The following is a 14,745-nucleotide window of genomic DNA, read 5'->3' as shown; positions in this document are numbered from 1 at the left end:
TGCACGCAGATAAACGTGAGAAAGTGTAAGCGGCCCGATTTCAGTTGTGCGAACCTGTCGCAGCGTCGTGCAGCGGATACGTCTCGCGATTATTGGCCGTTTATTGCCGCACGACGGCAGGCGGCTGCCAACTGCCGTCGCTGGCTTCGGGCTTGGGTGCGTAGAGGCGCAGCACCATCTGGAAATCGCCGCGCGGCGCGGGCAGCCAGTTGGACGCCTTGCGCGGTTTCGCCGCCGACACGGTCACGTCGACCGAGCCGTCGCGATTGCGCCGCACGCCCGACTTGTCGCCGACTGACGCGCGCGACGGGGTGCTGTCGCCGAGCGCACCGTCCTTCGTGTACGCCGTCACCGACCAGAAGCCGCGCACGGGCGGCACCTGGTTCGGCGCGAAGTGCATCACGTAACGGTTTGCGCCGTTCAACGCATGGCCGTCGCTGTCGAGCGACACACTGCCGCGCAGTTCGTCGTCCTTCGTGCCGATGCCCGGCTGCGCGTACGCCGCGTACGCGCGCAATGCATAGTCGGGTCCGTAGTTGCCGGCGCCCTCGCCGAAAAAGCTCCAGCCGTTCGCCGTCAACATGTTGCCAGGCGGCGTCGCGATGCGTGTACGGCCGTCCGCCAAACCGCTGGCGATCGCGTCGGCGGCTTTGGCGGGCAACTCAACCGGCTCGTCCGGTTTGACGCCGAGGTCCGAGAGAAACTTGAGCGCATGCGGGTCCTCGGGCGATGGCGGATTGTCAGGCAGCAACTGTGCGACGCGGTCGAAGAAGCCTTTCGCGTCGAGTGCCGCGACCTGCTCGGCGGGTGTGCCGGGGTTTGCGTCGGCGGGCATGCTACGCGGCGCAACGGACGCCGCCTGCTCCTCACCCACATAGACGGACAGCGGCATCACGCGGACGCCGCGCTGCACCTTGCGCACGGCCGTCAGGTCGCGCCCGCCGTTCGACTGGATCCGCACATCGAGCCAGATGTTGCGCGTGGGCGCGTCGATACGTTTGACGTCCTTAGGCAGATCGCCTTTCCAGCCGGGCTTCGCGAACGCGACCGTCTGCGCCTTCACGCCCGACACGCGCGCCGCGCCCCGCGTACTCGTCGACCACAGCACGTTGGTCCACATGTCGAGCGCGCGCGCATCCATATAGCGGCCCGCCGACGAAGGCAGCGAGACGATCACCGGTTCGTCGTCGACGTCGAGCCAGGCGGTCGAATCCAGCGTGTCGATGCCGGGCGTCGGCGGATTGTGCGCGCCGACGGGCGGCAGCGCCGACGCGTGACGCAGCGTGTTGACGGGCGCCTGGCCTGGACCTGTGCCGACGGCGGCGTCGCGCGCCGCGCCCATGAGCACGAGCGGATAGGCAAAGACATAGGAATCGGCGACTTCGTCCTTGATCCAGCCCGTAGGCTTGGGTGCCACCATGGGCGTCGACGAGCAGCCGGAGAAGAATGCGACGCCTGCAAGCGTCGCGCAGGCCAACTGAAACGGAAACTGATCTCGGCGATTTTTTATCATTCGATGAACCGCGGTCCTGGATGTCATCTCGAGCCAGGACGGGCCCGATCCGCCGAGCCCCCGCCCGCGCCAGACTTGCCGAATTGTCCTGACATTCCTGTTCTGAAATCGGGTTTTAACTTATCCGCGCTCAGCCCGCAAGCGATAAGGCGAGAACCTGAGCGCCCATGCGAATTTTGCGTGACAATCAGCCGTTTGGCGCTAGCCGAACCGCCCTTTCACGCCGCAGAGCGAAGACATGTATGTGCCCGCTCACTTCGAAGAAAGACGTCCGGAAACGCTCCATCGGCTGATCGGCAACTACCCGCTTGGCATCGAGGCAAGCGCGACACACATCACGAGGTGCCGACCTGGAACGCAATCTCCCTCTTGACCTTCCCATCATGGGAAGGTCGATACTGGTCCAACGATGCGCCCTCGCGCGAACTGGAGCCACGCAGTCATGACCGAACTCGCCACACCCCGCACCGCCGCTCCATCCCGCCCGGCGGCCTCCCCGGAACTCGACATTCAGGGCATGACGTGCGCGTCGTGCGCGCTGCGTGTCGAGAAGGCGCTCGCGAAAGTGCCGGGGGTCGCGCGTGCGTCGGTGAACCTGGCGACCGAAAAAGCCACCGTCGATGCTGACGCTTCCGTCGCCGTCGATACACTGGTCAGCGCGGTGCGCAAGGCAGGCTACGACGCGCAGCCGGCGCAGCGCGCGGCACTGCCCGCGAGCGACGGCGGATCGACCACCGAGACTGCCGAGCTCGCGATCGGCGGCATGACCTGCGCGGCATGCTCGGGGCGCGTCGAAAAAGCGCTCGCGCGCATTCCCGGCGTGACGTCCGCGGCCGTCAATCTCGCCACCGAAAAGGCGACAGTCACGACCAACGGCGCGGTCGGCGTCGATCAGCTGATCGCGGCCGTCACGAAAGCGGGCTATCAGGCGACGCCGCTGTCCGCCGACGAGGCCGCACCCGGCGTCACCGAAGACAAGGACGCCGCCGTGCGGCGTGAACTCGGCGCCGTCGTGATCTGCGCGCTGCTGACGCTGCCGCTCATCGTGCCGATGTTCGCAGAACCGTTCGGCCTGCACGCGATGCTGCCCGCCACACTGCAACTCGCGCTCGCTACCGTCGTCCAGTTCGTGTTCGGCGCACGCTTCTACCGCGCCGCGTGGAAGGCCGTGCGCGCGTGGTCCGGCAACATGGATCTGCTGGTAGCGCTCGGCACGTCGGCGGCTTACGGCGTGAGCGTCTATCAGTTGGCGCTGCATCCGGGCGACACGATGCATCTGTACTTCGAGGCGTCGGCCGTGGTGATTACGCTGGTGCGCTTCGGCAAATGGCTCGAAGCGCGCGCAAAGCGTCAGACCACCGATGCGATCCGCGCGCTCAATGCGCTGCGGCCGGACCGCGCGCGCATCGTCGTCGGCACGCAAGAGCACGAGGTGCCGCTCGCACAGGTGCGCGTCGGGATGAAGGTGGCGGTGCGGCCGGGCGAGCGCGTGCCTGTGGACGGCAAGGTGGTGCAAGGCCGCACGCACATCGACGAATCGCTGATCACGGGCGAAAGCCTGCCCGTGCCGAAGCAGGCCGACGACCGCGTGACGGCCGGCTCGATCAACGGCGAAGGCGCGATCACCGTCGCGACGACGGCCATCGGCGGGGAGACGACGCTCGCGCGCATCATCCGGCTGGTCGAAACGGCGCAGGCGGAAAAGGCGCCCATTCAGCGGCTGGTAGACCGCGTCAGCGAAATCTTCGTGCCGGCCATTCTGGCGATTGCGCTCGTCACGCTGCTCGGCTGGCTGCTCGCCGGTCATAGCGCCGAAGCCGCGATCCTCAACGCGGTCGCGGTGCTCGTGATCGCTTGCCCGTGCGCGCTCGGCCTTGCCACGCCCACGGCGATCATGGCCGGCACGGGCGTCGCCGCGCGCCACGGCGTGCTGATCAAGGACGCGCAGGCGCTCGAAATCGCGCATCAGGTCCGCGTGGTCGCGTTCGACAAGACAGGGACGCTGACGGTCGGCAAGCCGTCGGTGACGGCGTTCGAAACGGCGCAAGGCATCGACCGGGCGCAGGCGCTCGCACTTGCGGCGGCCGTGCAGCGGCACAGCGAGCATCCGCTGGCGAAGGCCGTCATGAACGCGTTCACAGCGGAAAGCGCGGACGATCAGCACACGCCGCTGCCCGCCGGCAGCGATGCGCGCGCCATCGCGGGACGCGGCGTGGAAGCGGATATCGACGGCGAGACGTTCGCCATCGGCAGCAGCCGCTGGCTGGACGAGCTGAATGTTACGCCGACGGCGGCGCTTGCCGGACGCGCTCGCGAACTCGAAGCGCAAGGCAACACGATCTCCTGGCTCATCAAGCGCGGCGACGCGGACGCACCGACGCAAGCAGTCGCGTTGATCGCGTTCGGCGACACGCTGAAGCCGGGCGCACGCACCGCGATCGAACGGCTGTCGCAGATGGGCGTGAAAAGCGCGCTCGTGACGGGCGACAACGAAGGCAGCGCGACGAGCGTGGCCGCGGCGCTCGGCATCGACGAGGTTCACGCGCAGGTGCTGCCGTCCGATAAAGCGCGCGTCGTGCACGATTTGAAGATCCGCACGTCGAGCGTCGTGGCGATGGCGGGCGACGGCATCAACGACGCGCCCGCGCTCGCCGCCGCCGATATCGGCATTGCGATGGCGACAGGCACCGACGTCGCAATGCACGCGGCAGGCATTACCCTGATGCGCGGCGATCCGGCGCTGGTCGCCGACGCCATCGATATTTCCCGCCGCACGTGGAGCAAGATCCGGCAGAACCTGTTCTGGGCGTTCGTCTACAACCTGATCGGCATTCCGCTTGCCGCGTTCGGGCTGCTGAATCCGATGATCGCGGGCGCGGCAATGGCGTTTTCCAGCGTCAGCGTCGTGACAAACGCGCTCCTACTACGAACCTGGCGTTCAACGCATTGATTTGAATCAAGACTTTAGCTTTCAAAATTAAAGGATAGGTTCGGTTTTGCCGTAAATAGGTTTCAGCCTGCCTCTATATGTCGCTCGACGCATCGGGGGCAGCTCTCATCCCATTATCTGCAAAACCACACATGGACATCCTTTCACTGCGCCGCGCCAGCGTGGGCGCCAGGCTCGCCATGCTGTCGTGCGCGCTCGTCGCGGCCATTTTTGCCGCGTTCACATTTGCGGTAACCCGCACGGCCGGCGCACAGATCAGCGACCAGGTGCTGTCGCGCATGACCGAGAAGGATCGCTCGATCGCGGCGATGATCTCGTTGTTCGACAAGGCGCTCACCGCCGAAGTCGGCCGTTCGATGACACTCTTCGCGAGCTTCCTGCCGCCAAACTACTCGCTCGACGAGTCGGCGAAAATCGACGTCAGCGGCATGCAGGCGCCCGTGTTCAAAGCCGGCGACAAGCTGCTGGACAATGATTTCTCGATTCCCGACCAGTTCCTCGCGCAAAGCGGCGCAATCGCGACGATTTTCGCCCGCACGGGCGACGACTTCGTACGCGTGACGACTTCGCTGAAGAAGCAGGACGGCTCGCGCGCGATCGGCACGTTGCTCGACCGCAAGGGTCCGGCGTACGGCCCGGTCGCGGCGAACAAGACCTACACGGGTCTCGCGACGCTTTTCGGCAAGCGCTACATCACGCAGTACAAGCCAATCAACGACGCGAGCGGCAAGGTGATCGGCGCGCTGTTCGTCGGCGTCGACGTGGACACGCAGATCAAGTCGGTCGAAGAAGGCATCCGTCAGCTGAAAATCGGCGACACGGGCTACTACTTCGTGATGAATGCGTCGAAGGGCGCGGATCGCGGCAAGCTGCTCGTGCATCCGGCCGCAGCAGGCCAGGCCGGCGATGAGAACGCGGCGCCGTACCAGCGCATGCTCGACGAAAAGGAAGGCCAGATCGAATACAAGAGCGCGGACGCGACGCTCGGCGAAACGGTCGCGCAGGACAAGTTCGTGTCGTTCGTCACCGTGCCGGAGTGGAACTGGCTGGTCGGCGGCGTCGCGAAGCGTGACGAAGTGATGGCCGACGTGGTCTCGACGCGCAATCGTTTCATGTTGATCGGCTTCGTGCTGGTCGGCGTGTTTGCCGTGGTATTCCTGATCGCCGTGCGCCGCCTCGTGTCGCGCCCGCTCGACGAAGCGGCAAAGGCGTCGGAGCGTTTCGCATCGGGCGACCTGAGCGTGCGCGTGTCGGCAACCCACGACCGGCGCGCCGATGAAATCGGCCGCCTGATGCAGGCGATCGACGGCATCGGCGAAGGTCTGGCGCGCATCGTCACGCAGGTGCGCACCGCCTCGTCCGATATGACGGACGGCACGGCAAAGATCGCGGCGAGCAGCGAAGAAATCGCGTCGCGCATCGGCACTCAGGCCGCGAGCCTCGAAGAGACGGCGGCCAGTATGCAGGAAATCACGTCGACCGTGCAGCAGAACGCCGGCCACGCGGCACAGGCCAACACGCTGGTGACGAGCGCATCGGAGGCCGCACTCGACGGCGGCCGCGCGGTCGAGCGCGTCGTTACGACGATGGGCGAGATCAGCCAGTCGTCCAAGAAGATCGCGGACATCACGACCGTGATCGAAGGCATTGCGTTCCAGACCAACATTCTCGCGTTGAACGCGGCCGTCGAAGCGGCGCGCGCGGGCGAGCACGGCAAGGGCTTCGCGGTGGTCGCGTCGGAAGTACGCGCGCTCGCTCAGCGCAGCGCGGCGGCGGCCAAGGAAATCGAGGCGGTGATCGCCGAATCGACGGCTACGGTGTCGAGCGGCTTCCGCATCGCCGAGGAAGCGAGCACGACGATGCGCTCGATCGTCGAGCGCGTGGGACAGGTGCAGACGATCATCGGCGAAATCAGCGTTGCGTCGAAGGAGCAGTCGAGCGGCATCGAGCAGGTAAACACGGCCGTCACGCAGATCGGCGAAGTGACACAGCAGAACGCGGCGCTCGTCAGCGATGCCGAACAGGCAGCCGCCGATCTGAGCGCGCAAGCCGACAAGCTCGCGGAAGTCGTGGCGGTGTTCAAGCTGGGCGGACGCAACTAAAGCAGTACTGCAGCAACGCGGCGCCCGGTGCGCCGCGTCTGAAATCCAAAACGCTAGAACTCGACGTCGAGTTCGTCGATTTCATCCACTTCCTTCTGTGCTTCGGCGATCCACTGCTGCATCTCGGGCAGCGCGAGAATGCGCTCCCCATACGCAACGATATCGGGATCGAGTTGCACGTCATAGGTCACGAAGCGCGTGACGACGGGCGCGTACATCGCGTCCGCAGCGCTTCGCTCGCCGAACAGATACGGCCCGCCGTATTGCTCCAGACACTCGCGCCAGATCGTCACGATACGTTCGATATCGGACTGCGCGCGCGCCCACACCTTGAAGCCCGGAAAATGAGCTTTCAGGTTCATCGGCAGAGCCGAGCGCAACGAGCTGAAGCCCGAATGCATTTCGCCGCAGATCGCGCGGCAGTGCGCGCGCGCCTTGCGGTCCTTCGGCAGCAGAGCGGCTTGCGGACACACTTCGTTCAGATATTCGGCGATTGCGAGCGTGTCCCATACCTTGACGCCGTCGTGCACGAGACACGGCACGAGTATCGACGGCGACAGCAACAGCAGTTCGGCGCGCGCGGCGGGATCGTCGACGGGCATCACGATTTCTTCGAACGGCAAGCCGCTGAACTTCGTGAGCAGCCAACCGCGTAGCGACCACGAAGAATAGTTGCGGCTGCTGATGGTCAACGTGCTCATAGCCGACGTGTTCGCCATTGCTTCGCTCCTTGAAGGATCATCGCGCCGCTATCCGCCGCCCGCGATGCACGATGTCGTGCATCGACGCACCAATTCGCGGCACGCCGGGCACCTTGCGCAGTGACGCGCAAAGGCTATGCCAACGTAGGCGGACGCCACGTCATTCCGTCGACGCTGTGCGCTGCTTGATTGGCATATGACTTGCCTCTCATCGCGCCTGGTTCTCATCTTTAGCGCGAAAGCCATGAATCCGCTCGCTTATCCGGCGTACCAGGCGTTCGCCAACCTCATGCTGCCGCTGCGTCACGGTGCGTCGCTGGTGCGCGGCGCGCTCGACGCGTGGCCCGAGCATGCGGCCACACCATCTGGCCGGACGCTGCGTGCATCCGCCGATCTGCTGACGCTTGCGGGCCTCACGCACACCCGTCCGCCGTTCGGCATTGGCAGTGTCGATGTCGATGGACAGCTGGTCGACGTGTTCGAAGACATCGTGCAGTCGACACCCTTCTGTTCGCTGCTGCATTTCCGCAAACACGCTTCGTTCGACGTGCCGCAGCCGCGCGTGCTTGTGATCGCGCCGATGTCCGGCCACTTCGCGACGCTGCTGCGCGGCACGGTCCGCACGATGCTCAGCGAGCACGACGTGTACATCACCGACTGGCACAACCCGCGCGACGTGCCGCTTTCGGCGGGACGCTTCGGCTTCGACGAGTTCGTGCAGCACGTGATCGACTTTACCGACACGATCGGCCAGGGCACGCATCTGCTCGCCGTTTGCCAGCCGACGGTCGCCGCGCTCGCTGCCGTCGCGCTGATGGCCGCCGACGATCATCCCGCGCAGCCGGCCAGCATGACCCTGATGGCGGGGCCAATCGATACGCGCGTGAATCCGACGCGGGTCAACGAACTCGCGAAGAGCAAGTCAATTGAATGGTTCGAGCAGAATCTGATCAGTGCCGTACCTGTCGGCTTTCGGGGTGCGTTCCGGCGCGTCTACCCGGGCTTCGTGCAGTTGAACGCATTCATGTCGATGAATCTCGACCGGCATCTGGAGTCGTTCGAAGCGATGTATCGCGAGTGTTCGAAAGGCGACCCGGAAAAAGCCGAGGCCGTTCGAATCTTCTATGAAGAGTACTTCGCGACGATGGATCTGACGGCGGACTTCTACCTCGAAACAGTCGACACTGTTTTCCAGCGGCATGCGCTGCCACTGCATGAACTGGAGGTGAAGGGACGGCGCGTCGAGCCGTCGAAGATCACGCGCACCGCCCTATTTACGGTGGAAGGAGAACGCGACGATATTTGCGCGGTCGGGCAGACGCTTGCCGCGCAAGATCTGTGCGACAAGCTTCGGCCGTATCTGAAGACACATCATGTGCAGACGGGCGTCGGGCACTATGGCGTGTTCAATGGACAGCGCTGGGAGCGGCAGATCTATCCGCGTATTCGCGCCGTCATTCACGACAACGAGCCGCGTGCCGTGCCGGCGGGTGCGCGCGGCATGCAGAGTTCGCTGACGCTTGCGCCTGCGGCGGCATCGAGCGCGGCCGCGCCTGCGGGCACGACGCCCGCCGCCGCGGAAGCCGCCGACGTCGATCTGTCTTCCGACGAAGCCGCCACTGATTGAGCGCGGACGCGAAGGATGCTCAGGATGCCGGACGAATCATCTGGAACATTTCGCCGATCTGCGCGTAGTCGGCGCGATAGCCCGCGCGCATGATCGGCTGCGCGGCGTGCGTGTCGAACAGGCCGTCCTTCAGATACGCCTTCTGGATATGCACGCCGACTACCTGCCCGAGCGCAAGCCAGTTATCCATCGGCGTGCCGTTCAGATCGTGCAGCTGCACGATCTGCAACAGCTTGCACTCGAGCGCAGCCGGCGATTCGCCGACGTGCGGCACCGCCACGTTGCGCCCCGCGACGGGCGTCAGGCCCGACAACGCGAACTCGTCGACCTCCGGTGCGACGGGCGCCGACGTGCGGTTCATCTGTTCGGCGAGCGGGCGCGTCGAGAGATTCCAGACGAACTCGCGCGTCTCTTCAAGGTTGCGGATGCTGTCCTTGCGGCCCTCGCTGGAGAAACCGATGATCGACGGGAAGGTGGCGAATGCGCCGAAGAAACTGTACGGCGCGAGGTTCAGCCGGCCGCTCGCCGAGCATGTCGAGACCCAGCCGATCAGGCGGGGCGCGACGATGGCCTTGAACGGGTCGTGGGGCAAGCCGTGGCCTGCGGCGGGATCGTAGAAATAGACGTCGTCCGACATGGCAAAGCTCTTGTTGTGGTTCACGATGTGCGGCGGCGCCGCTCAGTTGTTCCCGTTCGACTGGATCATCCGCTTGCGTCCGGCCTCGACCTTCGCGGTCAGCGCGTCGTCCCAGTCGTAAAAGCCCGCGCCGCTGCGTACGCCGACACGGCCCGCCTGTACCTGCGCGCGCAACAGGTCGAGCACGTCTTCATCCTTCGCGAGAGCGTGCATCAGGTGGCTGGCCTGCTCATCGATGCAGCCCGCGTCGATGAGTTCGTCGAGCACGGCTTGCGCTTTCGGCACGACGCTTTCGAGCCGCGTGGGATCAACGTCGTTGACGATCGTCCGGTGTCCGTACAGCGCACTTTGCGTCGCAATGCCGACGCCCATCAGTCCCGTTCCCACCACGCCTACGACTGGCTTGCTCAAAACCGTTCTCCCCGCCTGTTGCTGTGTTGCCGGCCCTGTCGACCGAAACGCAAAAGCATAGCGCAGCGCGGAATTTTCGGACGCCAGACGCGACAAGGCCGGCGCGCTCCTTGTGAGCGGCCGGCCCTGGTTCATCCTCGCGACGTCGCACCGGACGCCTCGGTGCGCGCCGTCAACCGGTCAGTAGTAGCGCGGCGGCGGCGGACGGTGGCCGTCGTCGTGACGCGGATCGCGATCGTGCGGATGGTGACGCATCCACTCGTCGTGCGCCCAGTAGCGGTGGCCGTCCCAGTAACGGTCACCGTGCCAGCCAATATCGACATGCACGCCGACGCGCATCATATGCGGCTGCGCATAGAGGGGGGCGTGCTGTGCGAAGGCGCTGCCGGCGCCGAGCAAAGCGCCGCCAGCGATAAGGCTGGCGACGATCGAGCGCGAAGTCTTCTTGAAGGCATTCATGGCTATTCTCCCTTTCGAGGTTCGTTGCGAGCGACGGCTGTATCGACCGGGACGGCCTTGAAATTCACGCCGTTCGCTTGAGACCCACTTTAGCGGCGCAGAATATTCACAGACGTGAGCACTTGTAAGCGCGCGTTTCACAAGTCGTCAGCCGCGGCGCGCGTTTGCTGTGGAGATTTGCCGCGTTTTCAGAGGGCCGCGGGCGCGTCGGCTACTCGTTACGGAGCTGTCCGTTAAAGCCGCCGTTACATTGATTTCGGTCGCGCAATAATGCGCTTTGGATTGCGACGACATGCGGTGCGCCGAGCTACGCCGGCGCCGCCCGACACGCTGCGGCAGAAAAACAAAAGCCCGGCAAGGCCGGGCTTTCCAGTTTCGCCGCTTCTGGATGGCAGCGAATGCGCAGTACAACGTCTATTGTTAGGCGTCTTGCCGATTAGTCGGTCAGACGGATGCCAAACAAGGTTGATTGCGACTTGCGAACACGCTCCGCTTCGCGATGACGTGCTTCGTATGAATAATCCGAATCCAGAGGCAAGTGAGGCGACGCGAAGAGGTCGCTAACCTTTTGGAACAGCGCGAAAAGATAGTTCATGGCGACTCCCGGTTGGTTTGGTGATACAGGGTTTTCCCTTAGAAGGAAGTATAGGGTTTTCCCTTAATTTTCGCTAGTGCAATGCAGCAAATTTTCTGTGTGGTGGTATGCCGCAGGCTCAGATTGCTCAGTATGCGGTGCAACATTACCGCCGGACGCGCCTCCCGGCCCCGGCCCTGTTTTAGAGACGGTGATGCGCGCATGCAACGTTCGGGCCGCTTATACCGTTGTGATAGCTGAAAACAGGCGGTTAGTTGCTTTTTTAATGGCGCTGCGGGCGAAAAACGGAGATTCTAGGCCGCAGGAAGTATGCGGCCGACCCGTCCCGTGGAGTTAGTGAGTGTGCGCTGACTTGCGTCGTTGAGTGTGATGCGTGGGGGCAACATGCGCTGCGGCGGGTTTAGCCGGGGCCGTAGCCAGTGCGGGCGCGGCAGGTGCCGGAGGCTGAGCACTGACGGGAAGACTAGTCGTCGAAGAATCGGTGTCCAGCAGTGTCGCCAAGGTGGCTTGCTGGCTCAGCAACATCTGTTCGATGCGCTGCTCATGCGCGGTCGACTGATGCGCGAGGCGGAACAGCAACATCGTCTGCGCAATGCCGATCGCAATCGACATCAACAGCGCGCACACGACGATCGATAGCAGCCATTTCATGCGGCGCGTATGGTCTGCAGCGGCGCGGCGCTGATCGGCGATCACGCCATAGAGCGCATCGACAGTATCGGCGAACGCGGTCGCGCGGGCATGGTCGAGTTCGAGCGTCGCGAGCGTCGCGAGCGTCGCGAGCGGCGCATGCGACTGCGGTTGCGGGGCGAACTGCGAGTCGGCGCGCGCCGCGGGCTGCGAAATTGCGGCGGCAGCGCTCGCGCTGGGTGCGAGCGTGTCGGCGGCAGTTGCCGGCGCGCCTTCGTCAATCGCCGGCGTCGCGGGGTTGGTTGAAGCGGGCGCGGGCCGCTCCCGGTCGTCGCCCGCCGCCGGCCATTTCGCGCTCCCGCCATCGACGGCATCAGCGGCGTCGGCTGACGGCGGCACGGCGCGCAAAGCCGCAACGCTGCGCACGACGCTCGCGGCAGCCAGCGACGCAGCTTGCGTCGGCGCATCCGGTTTCGCGGCAAGCTCGCTATCGACGGAAGCAGCCGACGCCAGCCCTTCGGCGCAATTTTTGGCGACGACAACCGGTTCGGGCGCAATGGCTTCCGTATCGATCACCATCTGACCGTCATGTAGATGGGCCGCCGCCGGCTGGTTTTTCGACGCCGCCGCTCCGCGCGCCGCGCGCCCACCCTTGCCTTCTCCCGCACCCGCCGCAAAACCGACGCCATCTGGCGCACCGGCAGCCGCCAGCACGACATCGGGAAGTTCGAAGCCTTGTAGTGTGCCTTGCCGCACATCGATGTTCAGCGCTTGCTGCTCGGCACGCGCGATGTCGTCCGGGAAAAGGTCGAGCGTGCTGTGGTCGCGCGCGGCGTCGCTCAGTTGCGCGAGACGTTGAGCCGAACGCGCGGCACGGGCAAGCTTGTTTTCGGTTTCGGGTGAGACAGTCGATGCGCGCGGCTTCTGCGAACGGGCGCGCACCGGACGTGCAATCGTGGACTCTGCGGAATCGGCCATGTAGGAAAAGCGGGAACGCAGCGTTCGTCGCCTTTCGGAGGCGCCGTCAACACTGCCAGCGGTGTTTTTCTAGAGCCCGCATTGTCGCATGCAACGAGAGGCACAGAAACGCGCGGGGCGGCCTTTTCACACTGGCTCTCCATTGTCCCGAAAATGATTCACGCCCGGCAGCGCACGCAACTGCTCGCAAATCGCGTTGAGCTCCAGCGATGACACCCGGTTGAGTGTGATCATCACTTCGTCGACCTGCGGATCGTCGTCGCTCTGTTGCAGCACGAACTGCTTGACGCGCGGACTCGCCGGACCGAGCGCCTCATGCAGCGAATGGAAGGTCATCGAGCCGCGCTCGACCAGCAAAATCAGTTGGCGACGCTGCTTGACGGTAATGAAGCGCTTTTCGATCGGTTTGATCCCGGCAAGGATAATCAGCACGATGATCGTCGCCGCGATCGACGCCGTGTACAATCCGCCGCCAACGGCGAGCCCTACCGCGGCGACGGACCAGAGACTCGCGGCAGTCGTGAGCCCGCGGATGATCTCGCCGCGCAGCAGGATCGAGCCGGCGCCGAGAAAGCCGATGCCGGATACGACCTGCGCGGCGACCCGCGACGGATCGAGCACGACGTGATCGTTGCCGAGCACATCCGCAAAGCCGAACGCCGACACGAGCATGATGAGCGCCGAGCCGACGCACACGAGCATATGCGTGCGCAGACCCGCAGCCCATGAAAGCCGCTCGCGCTCGAAGCCGATCACGCTGCCGAGTATCGCTGCGAGCACGAGCCGGGAAATGAGTTCCATATTGGTGATCAAATCGCTCTCCCTGTCATGTGGGCGGTTGACTTTGCCTTACGGCGCTTCGGCCGCGATGCCCGGCGGGCGCCGTTTGCCTTATGCTGAAAGCCCGGCGCGTGCGCCTTTCATCGTTATTTCGCCCTCCGCACCATGAACGCAACCCCAACCACGCCTGAACTTGCAGCCGCGCTGCGCGATCACTTCGCTCGCGTCATCCTGCCGATCTGGCGCGGACCGGGGTTCAATGCAGCGCTCGGACTGCCGTACGAAGCTGTCGCCGCCGATGGCCGCACGCCGCTGCCCGTCGTCCGCTATCGCGCAATGGCATGCGCGCGCCAGATGTTCGTCTTCGCGCTCAGCGGCGAAATGCAGCATGCGCAGCGCCTGTTCGAATCCCTGAACCTGTTCCGGGATAGCAAACGGGGCGGTTGGTTCTACAGCGTAGACGCACACGGCGTGCCGCTCGACACCACCAAAGACCTCTACACCCACGCGTTCGTTGTGTTCGCATGCGCCGAGTACGGCGCGCGCTCGGGCAACGACGATGCACTGAGCATCGTTCATCAGGCATCGTCGCTGATCGAAGACCGCTTCGGCGCCGACGATGGCTTGCTGCACGCCGCCCTCGCCGCCGACTTCTCGACGACGAACAGCATGCCGTTGCAAAACCCGCTGATGCATCTGACAGAGGCATGGCTTGCGGCGCGCTCAGCCACGGGAGACGCCGCTTTCGATACCGCGCTCTCGAAGCTCGGCAATGCAATCGCGCGCACTTTCGTGCATCGACCGACGGGCTGCATCGCCGAACTGCCGGTGGGCAGCGAGGACAACCGGCTGGAGCCGGGTCATCAGTTCGAATGGTTCTGGCTCGTGCAGCAGGCAGGCGACGTGCTCAACGGTTCAGGTCTGCGCGACGCGCTTGCGCGCGCGTTCATGTTTGCGCACGAACGCGGCGTCGACGCAGCGACGGGCGGCGTGCACGCGGCGCTCGACGAAGCCGGCGGCATCAAGGATTCGACACAGCGCATCTGGGCGCAGACGGAATATCTGCGCGCGCTCGCCGTGCACGGCGACGCAGCCACGCGCGCGATGCTGCCGCAGCAGATCGGACGATTCCAGCCGCGCTTCCTGAGCGCGCAAGGCTGGATCGAATGCAAGAGGCAAACGGGCGAAGTCGCGCGCGAAGACATGCCATCAACCACGCCCTATCACCTCGCGACCGCTTACGCTGCGTTGCCCGAAGCCTGAACGAAAGAACGCTGCGCAACCAGCGCGCAGAACGACAAAAGCCCGCGAAGCATTTCGCTTCGCGGGCTTTTTCATATGCGTTGGTTCGCGACGCGGCGT

Annotated in this window: 12 protein-coding genes; 4 read left to right on the top strand and 8 right to left on the bottom strand. The window is 64.8% G+C overall.

The features are described 5' to 3' along the window. Positions 1–100: 100 nt before the first annotated feature. Positions 101–1,513, bottom strand: coding sequence for a DUF1254 domain-containing protein (locus BPHY_RS21710; protein WP_012403606.1), 1,413 nt, complete (start codon positions 1,511–1,513; stop codon positions 101–103). 442 nt (positions 1,514–1,955) lie between these two features. On the opposite strand from BPHY_RS21710, the gene BPHY_RS21705 reads away from it, so the two are divergent. Continuing rightward, positions 1,956–4,463: a heavy metal translocating P-type ATPase gene (locus tag BPHY_RS21705; RefSeq protein ID WP_012403605.1), complete on the top strand. Its 2,508-nt coding sequence runs from the start codon at positions 1,956–1,958 to the stop codon at positions 4,461–4,463. A 131-nt stretch (positions 4,464–4,594) separates the two neighbouring features. Next, positions 4,595–6,565, top strand: a complete 1,971-nt coding sequence (locus tag BPHY_RS21700) for a methyl-accepting chemotaxis protein (RefSeq protein WP_012403604.1) — start codon at positions 4,595–4,597, stop codon at positions 6,563–6,565. Positions 6,566–6,618: 53 nt separating this feature from the next. Here BPHY_RS21700 and BPHY_RS21695 read toward each other — a convergent pair whose 3' ends face one another. Beyond that, positions 6,619–7,284 carry a glutathione S-transferase family protein gene (locus BPHY_RS21695; protein ID WP_012403603.1) on the bottom strand — a complete coding sequence of 222 codons (666 nt, stop codon included), beginning with the start codon at positions 7,282–7,284 and terminating at the stop codon, positions 6,619–6,621. Positions 7,285–7,510: 226 nt separating this feature from the next. Here BPHY_RS21695 and BPHY_RS21690 point away from each other — a divergent pair, with 226 nt between their 5' ends. Beyond that, a complete protein-coding gene (locus tag BPHY_RS21690) occupies positions 7,511–8,893 on the top strand; it encodes a polyhydroxyalkanoate depolymerase (RefSeq protein WP_041764503.1) in 1,383 nt (460 codons plus the stop codon). A 19-nt stretch (positions 8,894–8,912) separates the two neighbouring features. Here the strand turns inward: BPHY_RS21690 and BPHY_RS21685 are convergent, their stop codons facing one another. The 6 genes from BPHY_RS21685 to BPHY_RS21665 form a co-directional block, all read right to left on the bottom strand. After that, positions 8,913–9,530 (bottom strand): flavin reductase family protein, encoded by a 618-nt coding sequence (locus BPHY_RS21685; RefSeq protein WP_012403601.1) that lies wholly within the window; start codon positions 9,528–9,530, stop codon positions 8,913–8,915. Positions 9,531–9,572: 42 nt separating this feature from the next. Then, on the bottom strand, positions 9,573–9,941 hold the full coding sequence (locus BPHY_RS21680; RefSeq protein ID WP_083775910.1) for a 3-hydroxyacyl-CoA dehydrogenase NAD-binding domain-containing protein: 369 nt from the start codon (positions 9,939–9,941) through the stop codon (positions 9,573–9,575). Positions 9,942–10,121: 180 nt separating this feature from the next. Further along, positions 10,122–10,400, bottom strand: coding sequence for a hypothetical protein (locus tag BPHY_RS21675; protein ID WP_012403600.1), 279 nt, complete (start codon positions 10,398–10,400; stop codon positions 10,122–10,124). A gap of 436 nt (positions 10,401–10,836) precedes the next feature. Further along, the gene (locus BPHY_RS42610; RefSeq protein ID WP_012403599.1) at positions 10,837–10,995 is read right to left on the bottom strand and encodes a hypothetical protein; all 159 of its coding nucleotides are present in this window, start codon (positions 10,993–10,995) and stop codon (positions 10,837–10,839) included. Between the two features lie 333 nt (positions 10,996–11,328). Continuing rightward, entirely contained in the window at positions 11,329–12,603 is a 1,275-nt protein-coding gene (locus BPHY_RS21670; protein WP_012403598.1) for a prolipoprotein diacylglyceryl transferase, read from the bottom strand. Between the two features lie 126 nt (positions 12,604–12,729). After that, the gene (locus tag BPHY_RS21665; RefSeq protein WP_012403597.1) at positions 12,730–13,416 is read right to left on the bottom strand and encodes an MgtC/SapB family protein; all 687 of its coding nucleotides are present in this window, start codon (positions 13,414–13,416) and stop codon (positions 12,730–12,732) included. A gap of 132 nt (positions 13,417–13,548) precedes the next feature. Here BPHY_RS21665 and BPHY_RS21660 point away from each other — a divergent pair, with 132 nt between their 5' ends. After that, on the top strand, positions 13,549–14,646 hold the full coding sequence (locus BPHY_RS21660; protein WP_012403596.1) for an AGE family epimerase/isomerase: 1,098 nt from the start codon (positions 13,549–13,551) through the stop codon (positions 14,644–14,646). Positions 14,647–14,745 lie beyond the last annotated feature (99 nt).

It is taken from the genome of Paraburkholderia phymatum STM815, assembly GCF_000020045.1.
GTDB classification, from domain to species: Bacteria; Pseudomonadota; Gammaproteobacteria; order Burkholderiales; family Burkholderiaceae; genus Paraburkholderia; species Paraburkholderia phymatum.
This window is presented reverse-complemented; position numbering and strand designations above follow the sequence as displayed.

Excerpts from the sequence above, each read along its gene's own strand:
- BPHY_RS21705 (WP_012403605.1), top strand. The coding sequence starts at position 1,956 with ATGACCGAACTCGCCACACCCCGCACCGCCGCTCCATCCCGCCCGGCG.
- BPHY_RS21710 (WP_012403606.1), bottom strand. The coding sequence starts at position 1,513 with ATGATAAAAAATCGCCGAGATCAGTTTCCGTTTCAGTTGGCCTGCGCG.
- BPHY_RS21660 (WP_012403596.1), top strand. The coding sequence starts at position 13,549 with ATGAACGCAACCCCAACCACGCCTGAACTTGCAGCCGCGCTGCGCGAT.
- BPHY_RS21675 (WP_012403600.1), bottom strand. The coding sequence starts at position 10,400 with ATGAATGCCTTCAAGAAGACTTCGCGCTCGATCGTCGCCAGCCTTATC.
- BPHY_RS42610 (WP_012403599.1), bottom strand. The coding sequence starts at position 10,995 with ATGAACTATCTTTTCGCGCTGTTCCAAAAGGTTAGCGACCTCTTCGCG.
- BPHY_RS21690 (WP_041764503.1), top strand. The coding sequence starts at position 7,511 with ATGAATCCGCTCGCTTATCCGGCGTACCAGGCGTTCGCCAACCTCATG.
- BPHY_RS21685 (WP_012403601.1), bottom strand. The coding sequence starts at position 9,530 with ATGTCGGACGACGTCTATTTCTACGATCCCGCCGCAGGCCACGGCTTG.
- BPHY_RS21695 (WP_012403603.1), bottom strand. The coding sequence starts at position 7,284 with ATGGCGAACACGTCGGCTATGAGCACGTTGACCATCAGCAGCCGCAAC.
- BPHY_RS21670 (WP_012403598.1), bottom strand. The coding sequence starts at position 12,603 with ATGGCCGATTCCGCAGAGTCCACGATTGCACGTCCGGTGCGCGCCCGT.
- BPHY_RS21700 (WP_012403604.1), top strand. The coding sequence starts at position 4,595 with ATGGACATCCTTTCACTGCGCCGCGCCAGCGTGGGCGCCAGGCTCGCC.